Here is a 14,529-nt window from a genome sequence, read left to right on the forward strand (position 1 = left end):
ACGGCCCGCGGGGTCACCGCGCCCCGGACGTCTCCGGCAGCCGTGCGCCCGGCTTCTCCAACGGGACCTCCTCGCCGTCCGAGCCCACGACCGTCCGGGCGCCGAGCTCCTCGTCCAGCCGCACGGTCTGGTGCTGCACCTTGGCGATCATGATGCAGACCTTGCCCTGCCACGGGGTCTCGGTCACCGTCACGGTCACCTTGTCCCCGCTCTCGGCCACGGTCGCCCGGTAGTCGCCGCACACCCCGCCCGTGTAGCTCACGGTCAGTTCCCGCCCCTCGGCCGTGTAGCCGTCCACCGGGACGTCCCGCGCGGCCGGTGCCGCCGTCGGCTGGTCGCCCGGCGCGGTCGGCCGCGTGGACGGCTGCGCGGACGGTGTGGGGGAGGTCACGTACGCCGGGTCGAGGGCCGGATACGTCACCGTGAAGGGGTTCTGCGCGCCCGCAGCCCGCACGTCGAACAGCCAGGACGGCACCAGTGCCTGCCGTCCCTCCACCGTGTGCGAGGCCAGCCCGAACACGGCCTTGTCGACGGTGAGCGCCTCCTTCGCCGCGGTGGCGCCGGGGGATCCGCAGGGCGCCTCGGCCCGGTCGTCGAGCGGGACGGACGTGGCGCAGGCGCCGATGTCCGCGCGGAACCGGGCCCCCGGCGCGGCGTTCATCAGGGCCAGCGTCTCCCCGGCGCTCAGAACGGGATACGTGTCCCCCTTCACCGGTGACTTCAGCTGCCCGTTGCCGGCCACCACCTCGCCCTGCGACCCGACGGTGACCCCGGTCGTCCAGCCGTACGTGGGCAGCTCGCCGACGACCGGATCGGCGTTCACGATCCGGTGGGCGCCCACGACCTGGCTCGCGTCCAGCTTCGTGTCGTCCTGGCCCACGGCCTTCAGGACCGGTGCCGCCGCCTTCTTCGCGGCCGCCTCGCTCACCGGGTCGCCGCCCGGGGCGGCGGGAGTCTTCGCGCACACGGTCTCGCTCCGGCAGTCGTCGGTGCCGGGGGAGTAGCGGTGGAAGGTCCAGGCGCCCGGCGCCTGCGCGTTCACCCGGAGACCCGGTCCCGCTCCGTCCTTCGCCCCGACCGTCCAGGACCGCCCCTCGGCCACGGGCGTCCCGTCGACGCCGAGCGCCTCGGCGAGCTCGGCCACCTCGTCCTCGGTGACCTCGCCCCGCGTCCGGTACACGGGCGCCGAGCCGGGGCCGTCCGGGAGGGTGCCGCCGGCCCGGTAGGTGACGCCGTAGGGGTCGGGCTCGCCGGGCGCGATGCCGTTCGTACCGCCGCCCCTGGAGTAGCCCTCCAGGGCGAGCGGCGGGGGAGTTGCGTCCCCGGACGCCCCGGACGTCGCCCGCCCGCCCGCCGAACCGCCGGCGGCCGTCGTGGCGACGTACGCCCCACCGCCCCCGACGAGCAGCACGGCGGCGGCGACGGAGACGACGACGGCGGGGGAGCGCCGCCGGGCCACGCGGACGCCCTCGACGTCATCGGCCTCCTCGACGTCATCGGCCTCCTCGACGTCATCGGCCTCCTCGACGTCATCGGCCTCCTCGACGTCATCGGCGTTCTCGGCCTTCGCGGCCCGTTCGACGTCCTGGTCCCGGCGGATCGCAGCATCGGGCGCGGCGGCGGGCTGTTCGCCGGGCGCGGCGTCGGCGCCCGCACGGGCCTCGGCGGGGTCAGGGGTACCGGCACCACCGTCCACGCCGTCGGGAGCCCCTGCGGCGCCGGACGCCTCAGCAGTCCCGTCGGCCTCGACCGCCTCGGAAGCCTCCACAGCCTCGGGAGCCTCCACCGCCTCCCCAGGCTCACCGGTCTCCTCGGCTCCGGAAGCCTCCCCGGCTCCGGAGTCCTCGCCGGTACCGCCCCCGGCCCCGGCCTCGGCCCCGGACCCCTCGGCAGAGGCGGCCCCCCGCTCCTCCGGGGTGCTCTCCGTCTCCGCGGCGCCCTGCTCCTCGACGGAGCCACCGGCGCCCCGCTCCTCCACGGAGCCGTCGGCGTCGTCGTTGTCGGGTCGCTCGGTGTTCACCGCATCGCTCCTTCGGCTGCGCGTCTGTCCCAAGACCCTGACCCGACCCTGTCAAAAGGCCGGCTACCGGGTCGTATCCCGCATCCCCTTTACGGGGGACAGCGATGGGACGCAGCGGGGGAGCGCGCGGTTCCCCGAAAAGCGCCGCCTCAGTCGCCGTACTCCGACATCGCGTCCAGCAGCCGCGCCGACGACGGCGGCACGGTCACGCCGTGGATGCGCGACGGGGAGACCGGACGGGCGGCGATCCGGTCGGGAGCCGACCAGTGCGGGGCCATCCGGGCGCAGTCGCCGCGCAGGGACGCCAGGTCGCCTTCCGGATCGGCGGAAGCGGGCGCGTGAAGGTCGAGGTTCGTCATATCCGCACGGTAGGCACGGTCGAGCCTGCGAAGAAAGATCTACTATCGGGTAGTTTTGTCCGCTTCAGCACGTAGGGGGGACCCGGTAGCGTTAGCCGTCAATCCGCCTCCCTCCAGGAGAGTCAACGCCGTGCGCATCGCAGTCACCGGCTCCATCGCCACCGACCACCTCATGACCTTCCCCGGCCGCTTCGCCGACCAGCTCGTCGCGGACCAACTGCACACGGTCTCGCTCTCCTTCCTGGTCGACAACCTCGACGTCCGCCGGGGCGGTGTCGGCGCCAACATCGCCTTCGGCATGGGCCAGCTCGGCACCGAGCCGATCCTGGTCGGCGCCGCGGGTTTCGACTTCGACGAGTACCGTGCCTGGCTGGACCGGCACGGCGTCGACACCGCCTCGGTGCGCATCTCCGAGACGCTGCACACCGCCCGCTTCGTCTGCACCACCGACGCCGACCACAACCAGATCGGCTCCTTCTACACCGGTGCGATGAGCGAGGCCCGCCAGATCGAGCTGAAGACCGTCGCCGACCGGGTGGGCGGCCTCGACCTGGTGCTGGTCGGCGCCGACGACCCGGAGGCGATGCTCCGCCACACCGAGGAGTGCCGCTCCCGCTCCATCCCGTTCGCCGCCGACTTCTCCCAGCAGATCGCCCGGATGAACGGCGACGAGATCCGGATCCTGCTGGACGGGGCCACGTACCTCTTCTCGAACGAGTACGAGAAGGGCCTCATCGAGTCCAAGACGGGCTGGACCGACGCCGAGATCCTCGCCAGGGTCGGCCACCGCGTCACGACCCTCGGCGCCCAGGGCGTGCGCATCGAGCGGACGGGCGACGAGCCGATCGAGGTCGGCTGCCCGGAGGAGGAGCGCAAGGCCGACCCCACCGGCGTCGGCGACGCCTTCCGCGCCGGCTTCCTCTCCGGCCTGGCCTGGGGCGTCTCCCTGGAGCGCGCCGCCCAGGTGGGCTGCATGCTCGCCACGCTCGTCATCGAGACGGTCGGCACCCAGGAGTACCAGTTGCACCGCGTCCACTTCATGGACCGTTTCACCAAGGCGTACGGCCATGAGGCCGCCGCCGAGGTCCAGTCGCACCTCGCGTAGCCAGGGCGTGTTCCGAAAGTCCCGTCTGGCCCCGCCCTCCGGGCGGACGACGCCACTTTCGGAGCACGCCCTAGGCCAGCCGGCGGACCACGTACGCCGTGCCGTGGTCCGCCGGCTCCTCGCCCACGTACTCCTGCCCCCGCATCTCGCACCACGCCGGGATGTCCAGCCGCGCCGCCTCGTCGTCCGCGAGCACCCGGACCGTGCCGCCCACCGGCACGTCCCCGATGACCTTCGCCAGCTCGATCACCGGGATCGGGCACCGCCGGCCGACGGCGTCCACGACCAGCGCGTCGTCCCGCACGACCGCCTCCGCGACCGGTGCCCCCAGCTTCTCCCGGACCTCGGCCACCGCCCCCGGCAGCACCTCCAGGAACCGCTCGACGTCCTCCGCGGCCGTCCCCGGCGGCAACGACACCCGCACGTTCCCCTCACTCAGCACCCCCATCGCCTTCAGCACATGACTGGGCGTCAGCGTGCTGCTGGTGCAGGACGAACCGGACGAGACGGAGAAACCGGCCCGGTCCAGCTCGTGCAGCAGTGTCTCCCCGTCGACATAGAGACACGAGAAGGTGACGACTCCGGGCAGTCGCCGCTCCGGATCCCCGACCACCTCCACATCCGGGACCGACTCCGGCACCCGCGCCCGGATCAGCTCCGTCAGCTCCCGCAGCCGTACCGCCTCGCGCGCCGCCTCGGCCCGCACCGCCCGCAGCGAGGCCGCCGCCGCCACGATCGCCGGGATGTTCTCGAACCCGGCCGCCCGTCCCGACTCCCGCTCGTCCACGGGCCCTTGCGGGGCGAACCGCACGCCCTTGCGCACGACGAGCAGTCCGACCCCCGGCGGTCCGCCCCACTTGTGGGCACTCGCGGCCAGCAGGGACCAGTCCCCTTCGACCCGTCCCCACCCCAGCGACTGCGCCGCGTCCACCAGCAACGGCACCCCGGCCGCCCGGCACGCGTCGGCCACCTCGGCCACCGGCTGCGCGGTCCCCACCTCGTGGTTGGCCGACTGCAGACAGGCCAGCGCGGTGTCCGGACGGAGTTCGGCCGCGTACGCCGACGCGTCCACCGCTCCCGCCCGGTCGACGGCCACCTGGGTGACCGTCCCGCCGCCCGCCCGGTGCGCGTCGGCGGCATGAAGGACGGAAGAGTGTTCGACGGCTGACACGATCAGGTGACGTCCGGCGCGGCGGCGTCCGGCCAGGGCGCCGACGATCCCACCGTGCACGGCGTGCGTTCCGGAGGACGTGAAGGCCAACTCGTCGGGACGGCAGCCCACGGCCTCGGCCGTCGCTTCCCGGGCGGCGTCCAGCAGCATGCGGGCCCTGCGTCCCTCCCTGTACAGCCGTGCGGAATCGGCCCATCCCTCGTCGAGAGAGGCCAGCAGCGCCTGCCGGGCAACGGGATGAAGGGGAACCGTGGAAGCAGCGTCGAAGTAGGCCACACGGCAACGTTAGATCGTGCGCCCGCCGTCCAGGGGCGCGAGGCTGTGACATCGGCCGCCGTGCCGCGCGGCGCGACCGGCCGCAATCCACCCGCGGCCGCCGAACAAGCGAACCACCCCACTAACTAGGCACCCCTCCCCGCGAACCCCCGGAGAGCGTCGGCTAGGGTTTGGTCCGCATAAACATCCAAACCCCTGCCCGACGCAGGGCGGCGACCGACCACCGAGAAGGCCGCAGCTCAATCCGCGCGGGCGAGACTCTCGGGAAGGCGCTACGTGAGTCCCAACGGCTCCGACCGCTCGCCGCGGCGCCCGATGCGGCGGAAGCTGCTGCAGGCACTGACCGCGGGCCTGGTCCTGGCGACCGCGACCGGTTGCACATACGAGGACTTCCCCCGCCTTGGCATGCCCACCCCGACCACGGAAGAGGCGCCGATCGTCCTCTCCCTGTGGCAGGGCTCATGGGCTGCCGCGCTCGCCGTCGGCGTGCTGGTGTGGGGCCTGATCCTGTGGAGTGCGATCTTCCACCGGCGCAGCCGGACCAAGGTCGAGGTCCCTCCGCAGACCCGGTACAACATGCCCATCGAGGCGCTGTACACGGTGGTCCCCCTCATCATCGTCTCAGTCCTCTTCTACTTCACGGCTCGTGACGAGTCGAAGCTCCTCACCCTCAAGAAGGAGCCCGACGTCACGATCAACGTCGTGGGCTACCAGTGGAGCTGGGCCTTCAACTACATCGAGCCCGTCGACGGTTCCTCCGGGGACGCGAAGACCGACAAGAACCTGGACGCCATTCCGAAGCGGTTCAAGGATGACTTCCCGGCGAGCGCCGGCGGCGTCTACGACGTCGGCACGCCCGCCACGCGGAACCCGCAGACCGGCAACCCCGGCCCGACCCTCTGGCTCCCCAAGGGCAAGACGGTCCGCTTCGTCCTCACCTCGCGTGACGTCATCCACTCCTTCTGGGTGGTGCCGTTCCTGATGAAGCAGGACGTCATCCCGGGCCACACCAACGCCTTCGAGGTGACTCCCAACAAGGAGGGCACCTTCCTGGGCAAGTGCGCCGAGCTGTGCGGCGTCGACCACTCCCGGATGCTGTTCAACGTGAAGGTCGTCTCCCCCGAGCGTTACGAGCAGCACCTGAAGGACCTCGCCAAGAAGGGGCAGACCGGCTACGTTCCGGCCGGCATCGAGCAGACGAGCCCCGAGAAGAACCGGGAGTCGAACATCCTGTGAGCATCCTCAACGAACCCCAGGGTGCCGAGGCGGCAGGGTCCTACTACGAGGACGAGCTGCCGGTCCGGCGCCAGAACCGCGGCAGCGTCGTGATCAAGTGGCTGACGACCACGGACCACAAGACGATCGGGACGCTGTACCTGGTCACGTCGTTCGTGTTCTTCTGCATCGGTGGCGTGATGGCGCTGTTCATGCGCGCCGAGCTGGCCCGGCCGGGTCTGCAGATCATGTCGAACGAGCAGTTCAACCAGGCGTTCACGATGCACGGCACGATCATGCTGCTGATGTTCGCGACGCCGCTGTTCGCCGGCTTCACGAACTGGATCATGCCGCTGCAGATCGGCGCGCCGGACGTGGCCTTCCCCCGGCTGAACATGTTCGCCTACTGGCTCTACCTGTTCGGCTCGACGATCGCGGTCGGCGGCTTCCTCACCCCGCAGGGCGCGGCCGACTTCGGCTGGTTCGCCTACACCCCGCTGTCCGACGCGATCCGTTCCCCGGGTGTCGGCGCCGACATGTGGATCATGGGCCTGGCCTTCTCCGGCTTCGGCACCATCCTCGGCGCGGTCAACTTCATCACCACCATCATCTGCATGCGCGCCCCCGGCATGACGATGTTCCGCATGCCGATCTTCACCTGGAACGTGCTGCTGACCGCGGTTCTGGTCCTGCTGGCCTTCCCGGTGCTGGCGGCGGCGCTGTTCGCGCTGGAGGCGGACCGCAAGTTCGGCGCGCACATCTTCGATCCGGCCAACGGCGGAGCCTTGCTCTGGCAGCACCTCTTCTGGTTCTTCGGCCATCCAGAGGTGTACATCATCGCCCTGCCGTTCTTCGGCATCATCTCCGAGGTCATCCCGGTCTTCTCCCGCAAGCCGATGTTCGGCTACATGGGCCTGATCGCGGCGACCATCTCCATCGCGGGTCTGTCCGTGACGGTGTGGGCGCACCACATGTACGTCACCGGCGGTGTGCTGCTGCCGTTCTTCTCCTTCATGACGTTCCTCATCGCCGTACCGACCGGCGTGAAGTTCTTCAACTGGATCGGCACCATGTGGAAGGGGTCCCTGAGCTTCGAGACCCCGATGCTCTGGGCCACCGGCTTCCTGATCACCTTCACCTTCGGTGGTCTGACCGGCGTCATCCTGGCCTCGCCGCCGATGGACTTCCACGTCTCCGACTCGTACTTCGTGGTGGCCCACTTCCACTACGTCGTCTTCGGCACCGTCGTCTTCGCGATGTTCTCCGGCTTCCACTTCTGGTGGCCGAAGTTCACCGGCAAGATGCTGGACGAGCGCCTCGGCAAGATCACGTTCTGGACGCTGTTCATCGGCTTCCACGGCACCTTCCTGGTCCAGCACTGGCTGGGTGCCGAGGGCATGCCGCGCCGTTACGCCGACTACCTCGCGGCCGACGGCTTCACCGCCCTGAACACGATCTCGACGATCAGCTCGTTCCTGCTCGGCCTGTCGATCCTGCCGTTCCTCTACAACGTGTGGAAGACGGCCAAGTACGGGAAGCCGGTCGGCGTCGACGACCCGTGGGGCTACGGACGTTCGCTGGAGTGGGCGACCTCGTGCCCGCCGCCCCGGCACAACTTCCTCACCCTGCCGCGGATCCGCAGCGAATCCCCGGCGTTCGACCTGCACCACCCCGAGATCGCCGCTCTCGACCAGCTCGAGAACGCTCACGGTGACAAGGCTCTGGCCGGCAACGGCGGCAAGGAGGCCGGCAAGTGAAGATCCAGGGCAGGATGTTCATCTGGCTGAGCGTCTTCATCCTCGCCATGGCGATCGTCTATGGCTACTGGTCCAAGGAGCCGGCCGGCACCACGGCCCTCTTCCTGGCCTTCGGTCTGTCCATCATGATCGGCTTCTACCTGGGCTTCACGGCCAAGCGGGTGGACGCCGGCGCGCAGGACAACAAGGAAGCCGACGTCGCGGACGACGCCGGCGAGGTCGGGTTCTTCAGCCCGCACAGCTGGCAGCCGCTCTCCCTCGCGATCGGCGGCGCGCTGGCCTTCCTCGGCGTGGCGATCGGCTGGTGGCTGCTGTACTTCTCGGCGCCGCTGGTCCTGATCGGCCTCTGGGGCTGGGTCTTCGAGTACTACCGCGGTGAGAACCGCACCCAGTAGCACGAGTCGAGCTCAGGGGAGCCCGGACACTCCGAAAGGAGTGTCCGGGCTCCCGCGTTTGCAGTACACCCGTTCCCTCGTCCGCGTCACCCACCGCGCCGCACCCGGCGAAGCTTCCTAGCGTGAAGCCATGAGCCACGCACCCCGCACCCGTACCGTCGTCGGCTGCACGCTGCTGGTGATCGCCCTCGGCGCGGGCGTCACCGCCTGCGGCGGCGACGAGCACCCGCTGTCCGCCGAGCCGTACGACGCGGCGGACCAGATCGCCTTCAGGGGCCCCGTCGGCGACGGCCGGAAGGCCGACCCCGACAAGCCCCTGGAAGTCACCGCCGAGGACGACGACGGGCGCATCACGGACGTGACGGCCCGGGACGCCACGGGGCGCTACGTGGCGGGCGAACTCTCCGCCGACGGCACCCGCTGGCACAGCACCAGCCCGCTGGCCGCCAACGCCCGCTACACGGTCCGGGTGAGCACGGAGGACGAGGACGGGGCACCCGGCCGCAAGGTCCTCACCTTCGACACCGGCAGACCCGTCACGCACAAGCGCCTGGACGTCACGTTCGGGCCGAAGGCGGGCGAGTACGGCGTCGGCCAGCCCATCACCGCCGAACTGAGCAAGCCGGTCAAGGACAAGGCGCAGCGGGCCGTCGTGGAACGGGCCCTGAAGGTGGACTCCACGCCCGCCGTGGAGGGCGCGTGGCACTGGGTGGACGACAAGGAGCTGCACTACCGCCCCAAGGAGTACTGGCCCGCCCACGCCACCGTCCGGGCCCGCAGCAACCTGGAGGGCATCAAGATCAGCGACCGGCTGTGGGGCGGCCGGGCCAAGCCGCTCGAACTGACCACCGGCGACCGGGTCATCGCGGTCACCGACGCCTCCACGCACTCGATGACGGTCTACAAGAACAACGAGGTCATCAAGGAGATCCCGGTCACCACCGGCAAGCCCGGCTTCGAGACCCGCAACGGAGTCAAGGTCGTGCTCGGCAAGGAGTACTTCGTACGCATGCGCGGCACCAGCATCGGCATCGCCGAGGGCTCCGCGGAGTCGTACGACCTCCCGGTCTACTACGCCACCCGCGTCACCTGGAGCGGCGAGTACGTCCACGCCGCCCCCTGGTCGGTCGGCTCCCAGGGCTCCGCCAACGTCAGCCACGGCTGCACCGGCATGAGCACGGGCAACGCCGAGTGGTTCTTCGACAACGTCCGCGAGGGCGATGTGGTCAAGGTCATCAACTCGTACGGCGACACGATGGAGACCTTCGGCAACGGCTTCGGCGACTGGAACCTCGACTGGCCGAAGTGGCGCGGCGGCAGCTCCCTGGTCGCGGGCGACCCGGAGGGGCCGAGCCCGTCCGAGCGGCCCCGGCTGCGGCCGGAGAGCGTGTAGGACGCCCCCGGGGAGCGGCGGGACAGGCCGCCCCGGGGGCGCGGCCGCCCAAACCAGGGACTGCTAGGCGCTCAGAGCCTTCCTGGCCCGCAGCAGCGAGGCCAGGGCCGCCGCGAACTCCACCGGATCCACCGGAAGCGTCACCGCCGCCTCCGCCCGGCTCCAGGTGGCCAGCCAGGCGTCCTGCGGGCGCCCGATCAGCAGCAGTACCGGCGGGCACTCGAAGATCTCGTCCTTGATCTGCCGGCAGACCCCCATGCCGCCCATCGGCACGGCCTCGCCGTCCAGGACACAGACGTCGATCCCGCCCCTGTCGAGCTCCTTGAGCACGGCCGCCGGGGTCGCGCACTCCACGAACTCCACCGTGGGGACGTCGGGAGCGGGCCGGCGCCCGGTGGCCAACCGCACCTGCTCGCGGGTGTTGGAGTCGTCGCTGTAGACCAGCACCGTGGCGGTCGGCTGCATGCTTCCTCCGTGACATCGGCGTCGTACGGACTGCGGACGGGCCAAGCCCGATGCCGCGGATGCTACTCCCTCGCGCAGCCCGTCGACAGCTGTGGGAACACCGCTTCCATGGGCCATACGGGCAGTACACACGGTGCGAACGCTCCGAACGGCACCCCCGGGAGTACGGGCGAGATAAGCGACCGACATAATGTCGGTCGTGGCGACAGCAACGACAGTAGATACCGGGCACGCGCACCCGTCGGTCAACCGGCCGAACCTCACCAGCGTCGGAACCATCATCTGGCTGAGTTCCGAGCTGATGTTCTTCGCGGCCCTCTTCGCGATGTACTTCACCCTGCGATCGGTGACGGGTCCTGATCACTGGAAGGAAATGGCGTCCGCGCTGAACTTCCCGTTCTCGGCGGCCAACACCACGATCCTGGTGCTCTCCTCCCTGACCTGTCAGCTCGGCGTCTTCGCCGCCGAGCGCGGGGACGTGAAGAAGCTCCGGATGTGGTTCATCGTCACCTTCATCATGGGGGCGATCTTCATCGGTGGTCAGGTGTACGAGTACACCGAGCTGGTCAAGCACGAGGGCCTCTCGCTCTCGTCCGACCCGTACGGCTCGGTCTTCTACCTGACGACCGGCTTCCACGGTCTGCACGTGACAGGCGGTCTCATCGCCTTCCTGCTGGTCCTCGGCCGCACCTACGCGGCCAGGAGGTTCACCCACGAGCAGGCGACCGCCGCGATCGTCGTGTCCTACTACTGGCACTTCGTCGATGTCGTCTGGATCGGCCTCTTCGCCACGATCTACATGATCAAGTAGCCGGGCCCGCTCCCGCACGTCCCAGAAGCATCGACGCTGAAGATCCTGACACCGGGGTAATCCGTGAAAAAGCTCTCCGCACGACGACGCCACCCGCTGGCAGCGTTCGTCGTCCTACTCATCGCGCTGGCGGCTACTGGGGTGCTGTACACCGCCTTCGCGCCGACGAAAGAGGCGCAGGCCGATGAAACCGCCCAGTCCCTGGCCATCGACGAGGGCAAGAAGCTCTACGCCGTAGGCTGCGCCAGCTGCCACGGCACCGGCGGTCAGGGCACCACCGACGGCCCGAGCCTGGTGGGCGTGGGCGCGGCCTCCGTCGACTTCCAGGTGGGCACCGGCCGCATGCCGGCCCAGCAGCCGGGCGCGCAGGTACCGAAGAAGAGGAACATCTACTCGCAGGCCGAGATCGATCAGCTGGCCGCGTACATCTCCTCGCTGGGTGCCGGTCCGAACGTCCCGACCGACGAGCAGCTCGACACCGAGGGTGCCGACATCGCCGAGGGCGGTGAGCTGTTCCGCACCAACTGCGCGCAGTGCCACAACTTCACCGGCAAGGGCGGCGCGCTGACGCACGGCAAGTTCGCACCGGATCTCGACGGTGTCAGTGCGAAGCACATCTACGAGGCCATGCAGACCGGCCCGCAGAACATGCCGTCCTTCCCCGACACCACGCTGTCGGAGCAGAACAAGAAGGACATCATCGCGTACCTGAACGAGGTCAACGGCGACGAGAGCAAGAGCCCCGGCGGCCTGGAACTGGGCGGACTCGGTCCGGTCAGTGAGGGTCTGTTCGGCTGGATCTTCGGTCTCGGCGGACTGATCGCCGTCGCCGTGTGGGTCGCCGCCCGGACCGCAAAGGCCAAGAGGTCATGAGCAGCCAAGACATTCCAGAAGAGAACCTGCCCGCAGAGCAGGACCACGCGCACGGCGCGGTGGGCGTCGCGGACGAGAAGAACCCGTTCGCCGACCCCGGTCTGCCGCCTCACGAGCACCGGATCCAGGACATCGACGAGCGGGCCGCCAGGCGGTCCGAGCGCGCGGTCGCCCTGATGTTCACGATGTCGATGCTGGCCACCATCGCCTTCATCGCCGCGTTCGTGACGATCCCGGTCGACAAGTCGGTCTACATCTTCATGATGGGCCACGTCAGCGCGCTGAACGTCGCGCTCGGCGTGACCCTCGGCATCGCCCTGTTCGCCATCGGCGCGGGCGCGGTCCACTGGGCCCGCACCCTGATGTCCGACGAGGAGATCGCCGACGAGCGTCACCCGATCGAGGCGTCCCCCGAGGTCCGCGAGAAGGTGTTCGCGGACTTCAGGCAGGGTGCCAAGGAGTCCGCGCTCGGCCGCCGCAAGCTGATCCGCAACACGATGCTCGGCGCGCTCACCCTGGTGCCGCTGTCCGGCGTCGTCCTGCTGCGCGACCTCGGTCCGCTGCCCGGGACCAAGCTCCGCCACACCCTGTGGTCCAAGGGCAAGCTGCTCGTGAACATGAACACGAACCAGCCGCTGCGTCCCTCCGACGTCGCGGTCGGCTCCCTCACCTTCGCCAAGCCCGAGGGCCTGGAGGAGCACGACCACGAGTTCCAGAACGAGATCGCCAAGGCTGCCCTGATGATCATCCGGATCCAGCCGGACGACATCAAGGACAAGCGCGAGCTCGAGTGGTCGCACGAGGGCATCGTCGCGTACTCGAAGATCTGCACCCACGTCGGCTGCCCGATCTCCCTGTACGAGCAGCAGACGCACCACGTGCTCTGCCCCTGCCACCAGTCCACCTTCGACCTCTCCGACGGTGCCCGGGTGATCTTCGGCCCCGCCGGTCACGCCCTGCCGCAGCTCCGCATCGGTGTGAACGACGAGGGCTACCTCGAGGCGCTCGGCGACTTCGACGAGCCCGTCGGCCCTGCCTTCTGGGAGCGCGGATGAGCACCAACGAGAACACCCAGTCCCGCGACCGCGGGAAGGCACCGGCCGGCGAGCGCGTCGCCGACTGGGCCGACGGCCGGCTCGGGATCTACTCCCTGGCCAAGGCCAACATGCGCAAGATCTTCCCGGACCACTGGTCCTTCATGCTGGGTGAGATCTGCCTCTACAGCTTCATCATCATCATCCTCACGGGTGTGTACCTGACCCTGTTCTTCCACCCGTCGATGAACGAGGTGGAGTACCACGGCAGTTACGTCCCGCTGCAGGGCCAGCTGATGTCGGAGGCCTTCGCCTCCACGCTGGAGATCAGCTTCGACGTGCGCGGTGGTCTGCTCATCCGGCAGATCCACCACTGGGCGGCGGTCATCTTCCTCGCCGGCATGTTCGTGCACATGATGCGCGTCTTCTTCACCGGCGCGTTCCGCAAGCCGCGCGAGGTCAACTGGCTCTTCGGCTTCCTGCTGTTCGTCCTCGGCATGTTCACCGGGTTCACCGGCTACTCGCTCCCGGACGATCTGCTCTCCGGAACCGGTGTCCGCTTCACCCAGGGCGCGATCCTGTCGGTGCCGATCGTCGGCACGTACATCTCGATGTTCCTGTTCGGCGGGGAGTTCCCCGGCGGCGACTTCGTCGCCCGGTTCTACTCGATCCACATCCTGCTGCTGCCGGGCATCATGCTCGGGCTCGTGGTCGGCCACCTGATCCTGGTCTTCTACCACAAGCACACGCAGTTCGCGGGTGCCGGACGGACCAACAAGAACGTCGTCGGCATGCCGCTGCTGCCGGTCTACATGGCCAAGGCCGGAGGGTTCTTCTTCCTGGTCTTCGGTGTCATCGCCCTCATCGCCGGTATCGCGTCCATCAACCCGATCTGGGTGCTGGGCCCCTACCGTCCGGACCAGGTGTCGACGGGCGCCCAGCCCGACTGGTACATGGGCTTCGCCGAGGGACTGGTCCGGGCCATGCCCGGCTGGGAGATCAACTTCTGGGGCCACACGCTCGTCCTGGGCGTCTTCATCCCCCTGGTGCTCTTCGGCATCTTCCTCATGATGATCGCGCTCTACCCGTTCATCGAGGCATGGGTCACCGGGGACAAGCGCGAGCACCACATCCTGGACCGGCCGCGCAACGCCCCGACCCGCACCGCCTTCGGTGTCGCGTGGGTCACCGGTTACATGATCATGCTGATCGGCGGTGGCAACGACATCTTCGCCACCCACTTCCATCTGTCGATCAACGCGGTCACCTGGTTCGTCCGTATCGGGTTCTTCGTCGGCCCGGTCCTGGCGTTCATCCTCACCAAGCGGATCTGCCTCGGCCTCCAGCGCCGGGACAAGGACAAGGTGCTGCACGGCCGCGAGTCGGGCATCATCAAGCGCCTGCCGCACGGCGAGTTCATCGAGGTGCACGAGCCGCTCAGCCAGGAGCAGCTGCACACGCTCACCGCGCACGAGCAGTACCAGCCGCTCGCGATCGGCCCGACGGTCGACGTGAACGGTGTCGAGCGCAAGGTGAAGGGCTCCGAGAAGCTGCGCGCCAAGCTGAGCGAGGCGTACTACGGCGAGGAGAGCCAGATCCCCAAGCCGACCGTCGAGGAGTACAAGGAGATCACGAGCGGCCACGGCCACCACTGA

Annotated in this window: 13 protein-coding genes; 9 read left to right on the top strand and 4 right to left on the bottom strand. The window is 69.3% G+C overall.

Annotated elements, in window-relative coordinates; all coding sequences use genetic code 11:
- Nucleotides 1–13 precede the first annotated feature (13 nt).
- Both ACWD0J_RS01510 and ACWD0J_RS01515 read right to left on the bottom strand, forming a co-directional pair.
- Nucleotides 14–2,020, bottom strand: coding sequence for a hypothetical protein (locus ACWD0J_RS01510; RefSeq protein WP_451493672.1), 2,007 nt, complete (start codon nucleotides 2,018–2,020; stop codon nucleotides 14–16).
- A 149-nt stretch (nucleotides 2,021–2,169) separates the two neighbouring features.
- Nucleotides 2,170–2,379 (bottom strand): hypothetical protein, encoded by a 210-nt coding sequence (locus ACWD0J_RS01515; RefSeq protein WP_451493673.1) that lies wholly within the window; start codon nucleotides 2,377–2,379, stop codon nucleotides 2,170–2,172.
- A gap of 130 nt (nucleotides 2,380–2,509) precedes the next feature.
- Here ACWD0J_RS01515 and ACWD0J_RS01520 point away from each other — a divergent pair, with 130 nt between their 5' ends.
- The gene (locus tag ACWD0J_RS01520) at nucleotides 2,510–3,484 is read left to right on the top strand and encodes a carbohydrate kinase family protein (protein WP_451493674.1); all 975 of its coding nucleotides are present in this window, start codon (nucleotides 2,510–2,512) and stop codon (nucleotides 3,482–3,484) included.
- A 70-nt stretch (nucleotides 3,485–3,554) separates the two neighbouring features.
- On the opposite strand, the gene ACWD0J_RS01525 is transcribed toward ACWD0J_RS01520, so the two are convergent.
- On the bottom strand, nucleotides 3,555–4,931 hold the full coding sequence (locus ACWD0J_RS01525) for an aminotransferase class V-fold PLP-dependent enzyme (protein WP_451493675.1): 1,377 nt from the start codon (nucleotides 4,929–4,931) through the stop codon (nucleotides 3,555–3,557).
- Nucleotides 4,932–5,207: 276 nt separating this feature from the next.
- Between ACWD0J_RS01525 and ctaC the strand changes: the two genes are divergently transcribed.
- The 4 genes from ctaC to ACWD0J_RS01545 all read left to right on the top strand — a co-directional run bounded on the left by ctaC (nucleotide 5,208) and on the right by ACWD0J_RS01545 (nucleotide 9,691).
- Nucleotides 5,208–6,167, top strand: coding sequence for an aa3-type cytochrome oxidase subunit II (gene ctaC, locus ACWD0J_RS01530; RefSeq protein WP_451493676.1), 960 nt, complete (start codon nucleotides 5,208–5,210; stop codon nucleotides 6,165–6,167).
- The gene (gene ctaD / locus ACWD0J_RS01535) at nucleotides 6,164–7,903 is read left to right on the top strand and encodes an aa3-type cytochrome oxidase subunit I (protein ID WP_451493677.1); all 1,740 of its coding nucleotides are present in this window, start codon (nucleotides 6,164–6,166) and stop codon (nucleotides 7,901–7,903) included. The genes ctaC and ctaD overlap by 4 nt, the downstream gene beginning before the upstream one ends.
- On the top strand, nucleotides 7,900–8,298 hold the full coding sequence (locus ACWD0J_RS01540) for a cytochrome c oxidase subunit 4 (protein ID WP_451493678.1): 399 nt from the start codon (nucleotides 7,900–7,902) through the stop codon (nucleotides 8,296–8,298). Before ctaD ends, ACWD0J_RS01540 begins: the two co-directional genes overlap by 4 nt.
- A gap of 130 nt (nucleotides 8,299–8,428) precedes the next feature.
- Nucleotides 8,429–9,691, top strand: coding sequence for an Ig-like domain-containing protein (locus ACWD0J_RS01545; protein ID WP_451493679.1), 1,263 nt, complete (start codon nucleotides 8,429–8,431; stop codon nucleotides 9,689–9,691).
- A gap of 63 nt (nucleotides 9,692–9,754) precedes the next feature.
- On the opposite strand, the gene ACWD0J_RS01550 is transcribed toward ACWD0J_RS01545, so the two are convergent.
- A complete protein-coding gene (locus ACWD0J_RS01550) occupies nucleotides 9,755–10,156 on the bottom strand; it encodes a hypothetical protein (RefSeq protein ID WP_451493680.1) in 402 nt (133 codons plus the stop codon).
- 190 nt (nucleotides 10,157–10,346) lie between these two features.
- On the opposite strand from ACWD0J_RS01550, the gene ctaE reads away from it, so the two are divergent.
- The 4 genes from ctaE (at nucleotide 10,347) to qcrB (ending at nucleotide 14,529) form a co-directional block, all read left to right on the top strand.
- The gene (ctaE, locus tag ACWD0J_RS01555; protein ID WP_286061909.1) at nucleotides 10,347–10,967 is read left to right on the top strand and encodes an aa3-type cytochrome oxidase subunit III; all 621 of its coding nucleotides are present in this window, start codon (nucleotides 10,347–10,349) and stop codon (nucleotides 10,965–10,967) included.
- Between the two features lie 63 nt (nucleotides 10,968–11,030).
- On the top strand, nucleotides 11,031–11,840 hold the full coding sequence (gene qcrC, locus ACWD0J_RS01560; protein ID WP_451493681.1) for a cytochrome bc1 complex diheme cytochrome c subunit: 810 nt from the start codon (nucleotides 11,031–11,033) through the stop codon (nucleotides 11,838–11,840).
- The gene (qcrA, locus tag ACWD0J_RS01565) at nucleotides 11,837–12,895 is read left to right on the top strand and encodes a cytochrome bc1 complex Rieske iron-sulfur subunit (protein WP_451493682.1); all 1,059 of its coding nucleotides are present in this window, start codon (nucleotides 11,837–11,839) and stop codon (nucleotides 12,893–12,895) included. Before qcrC ends, qcrA begins: the two co-directional genes overlap by 4 nt.
- A complete protein-coding gene (gene qcrB / locus ACWD0J_RS01570) occupies nucleotides 12,892–14,529 on the top strand; it encodes a cytochrome bc1 complex cytochrome b subunit (RefSeq protein WP_451493683.1) in 1,638 nt (545 codons plus the stop codon). Before qcrA ends, qcrB begins: the two co-directional genes overlap by 4 nt.

The sequence above is a fragment of the Streptomyces sp. NPDC003011 genome (assembly GCF_053591515.1).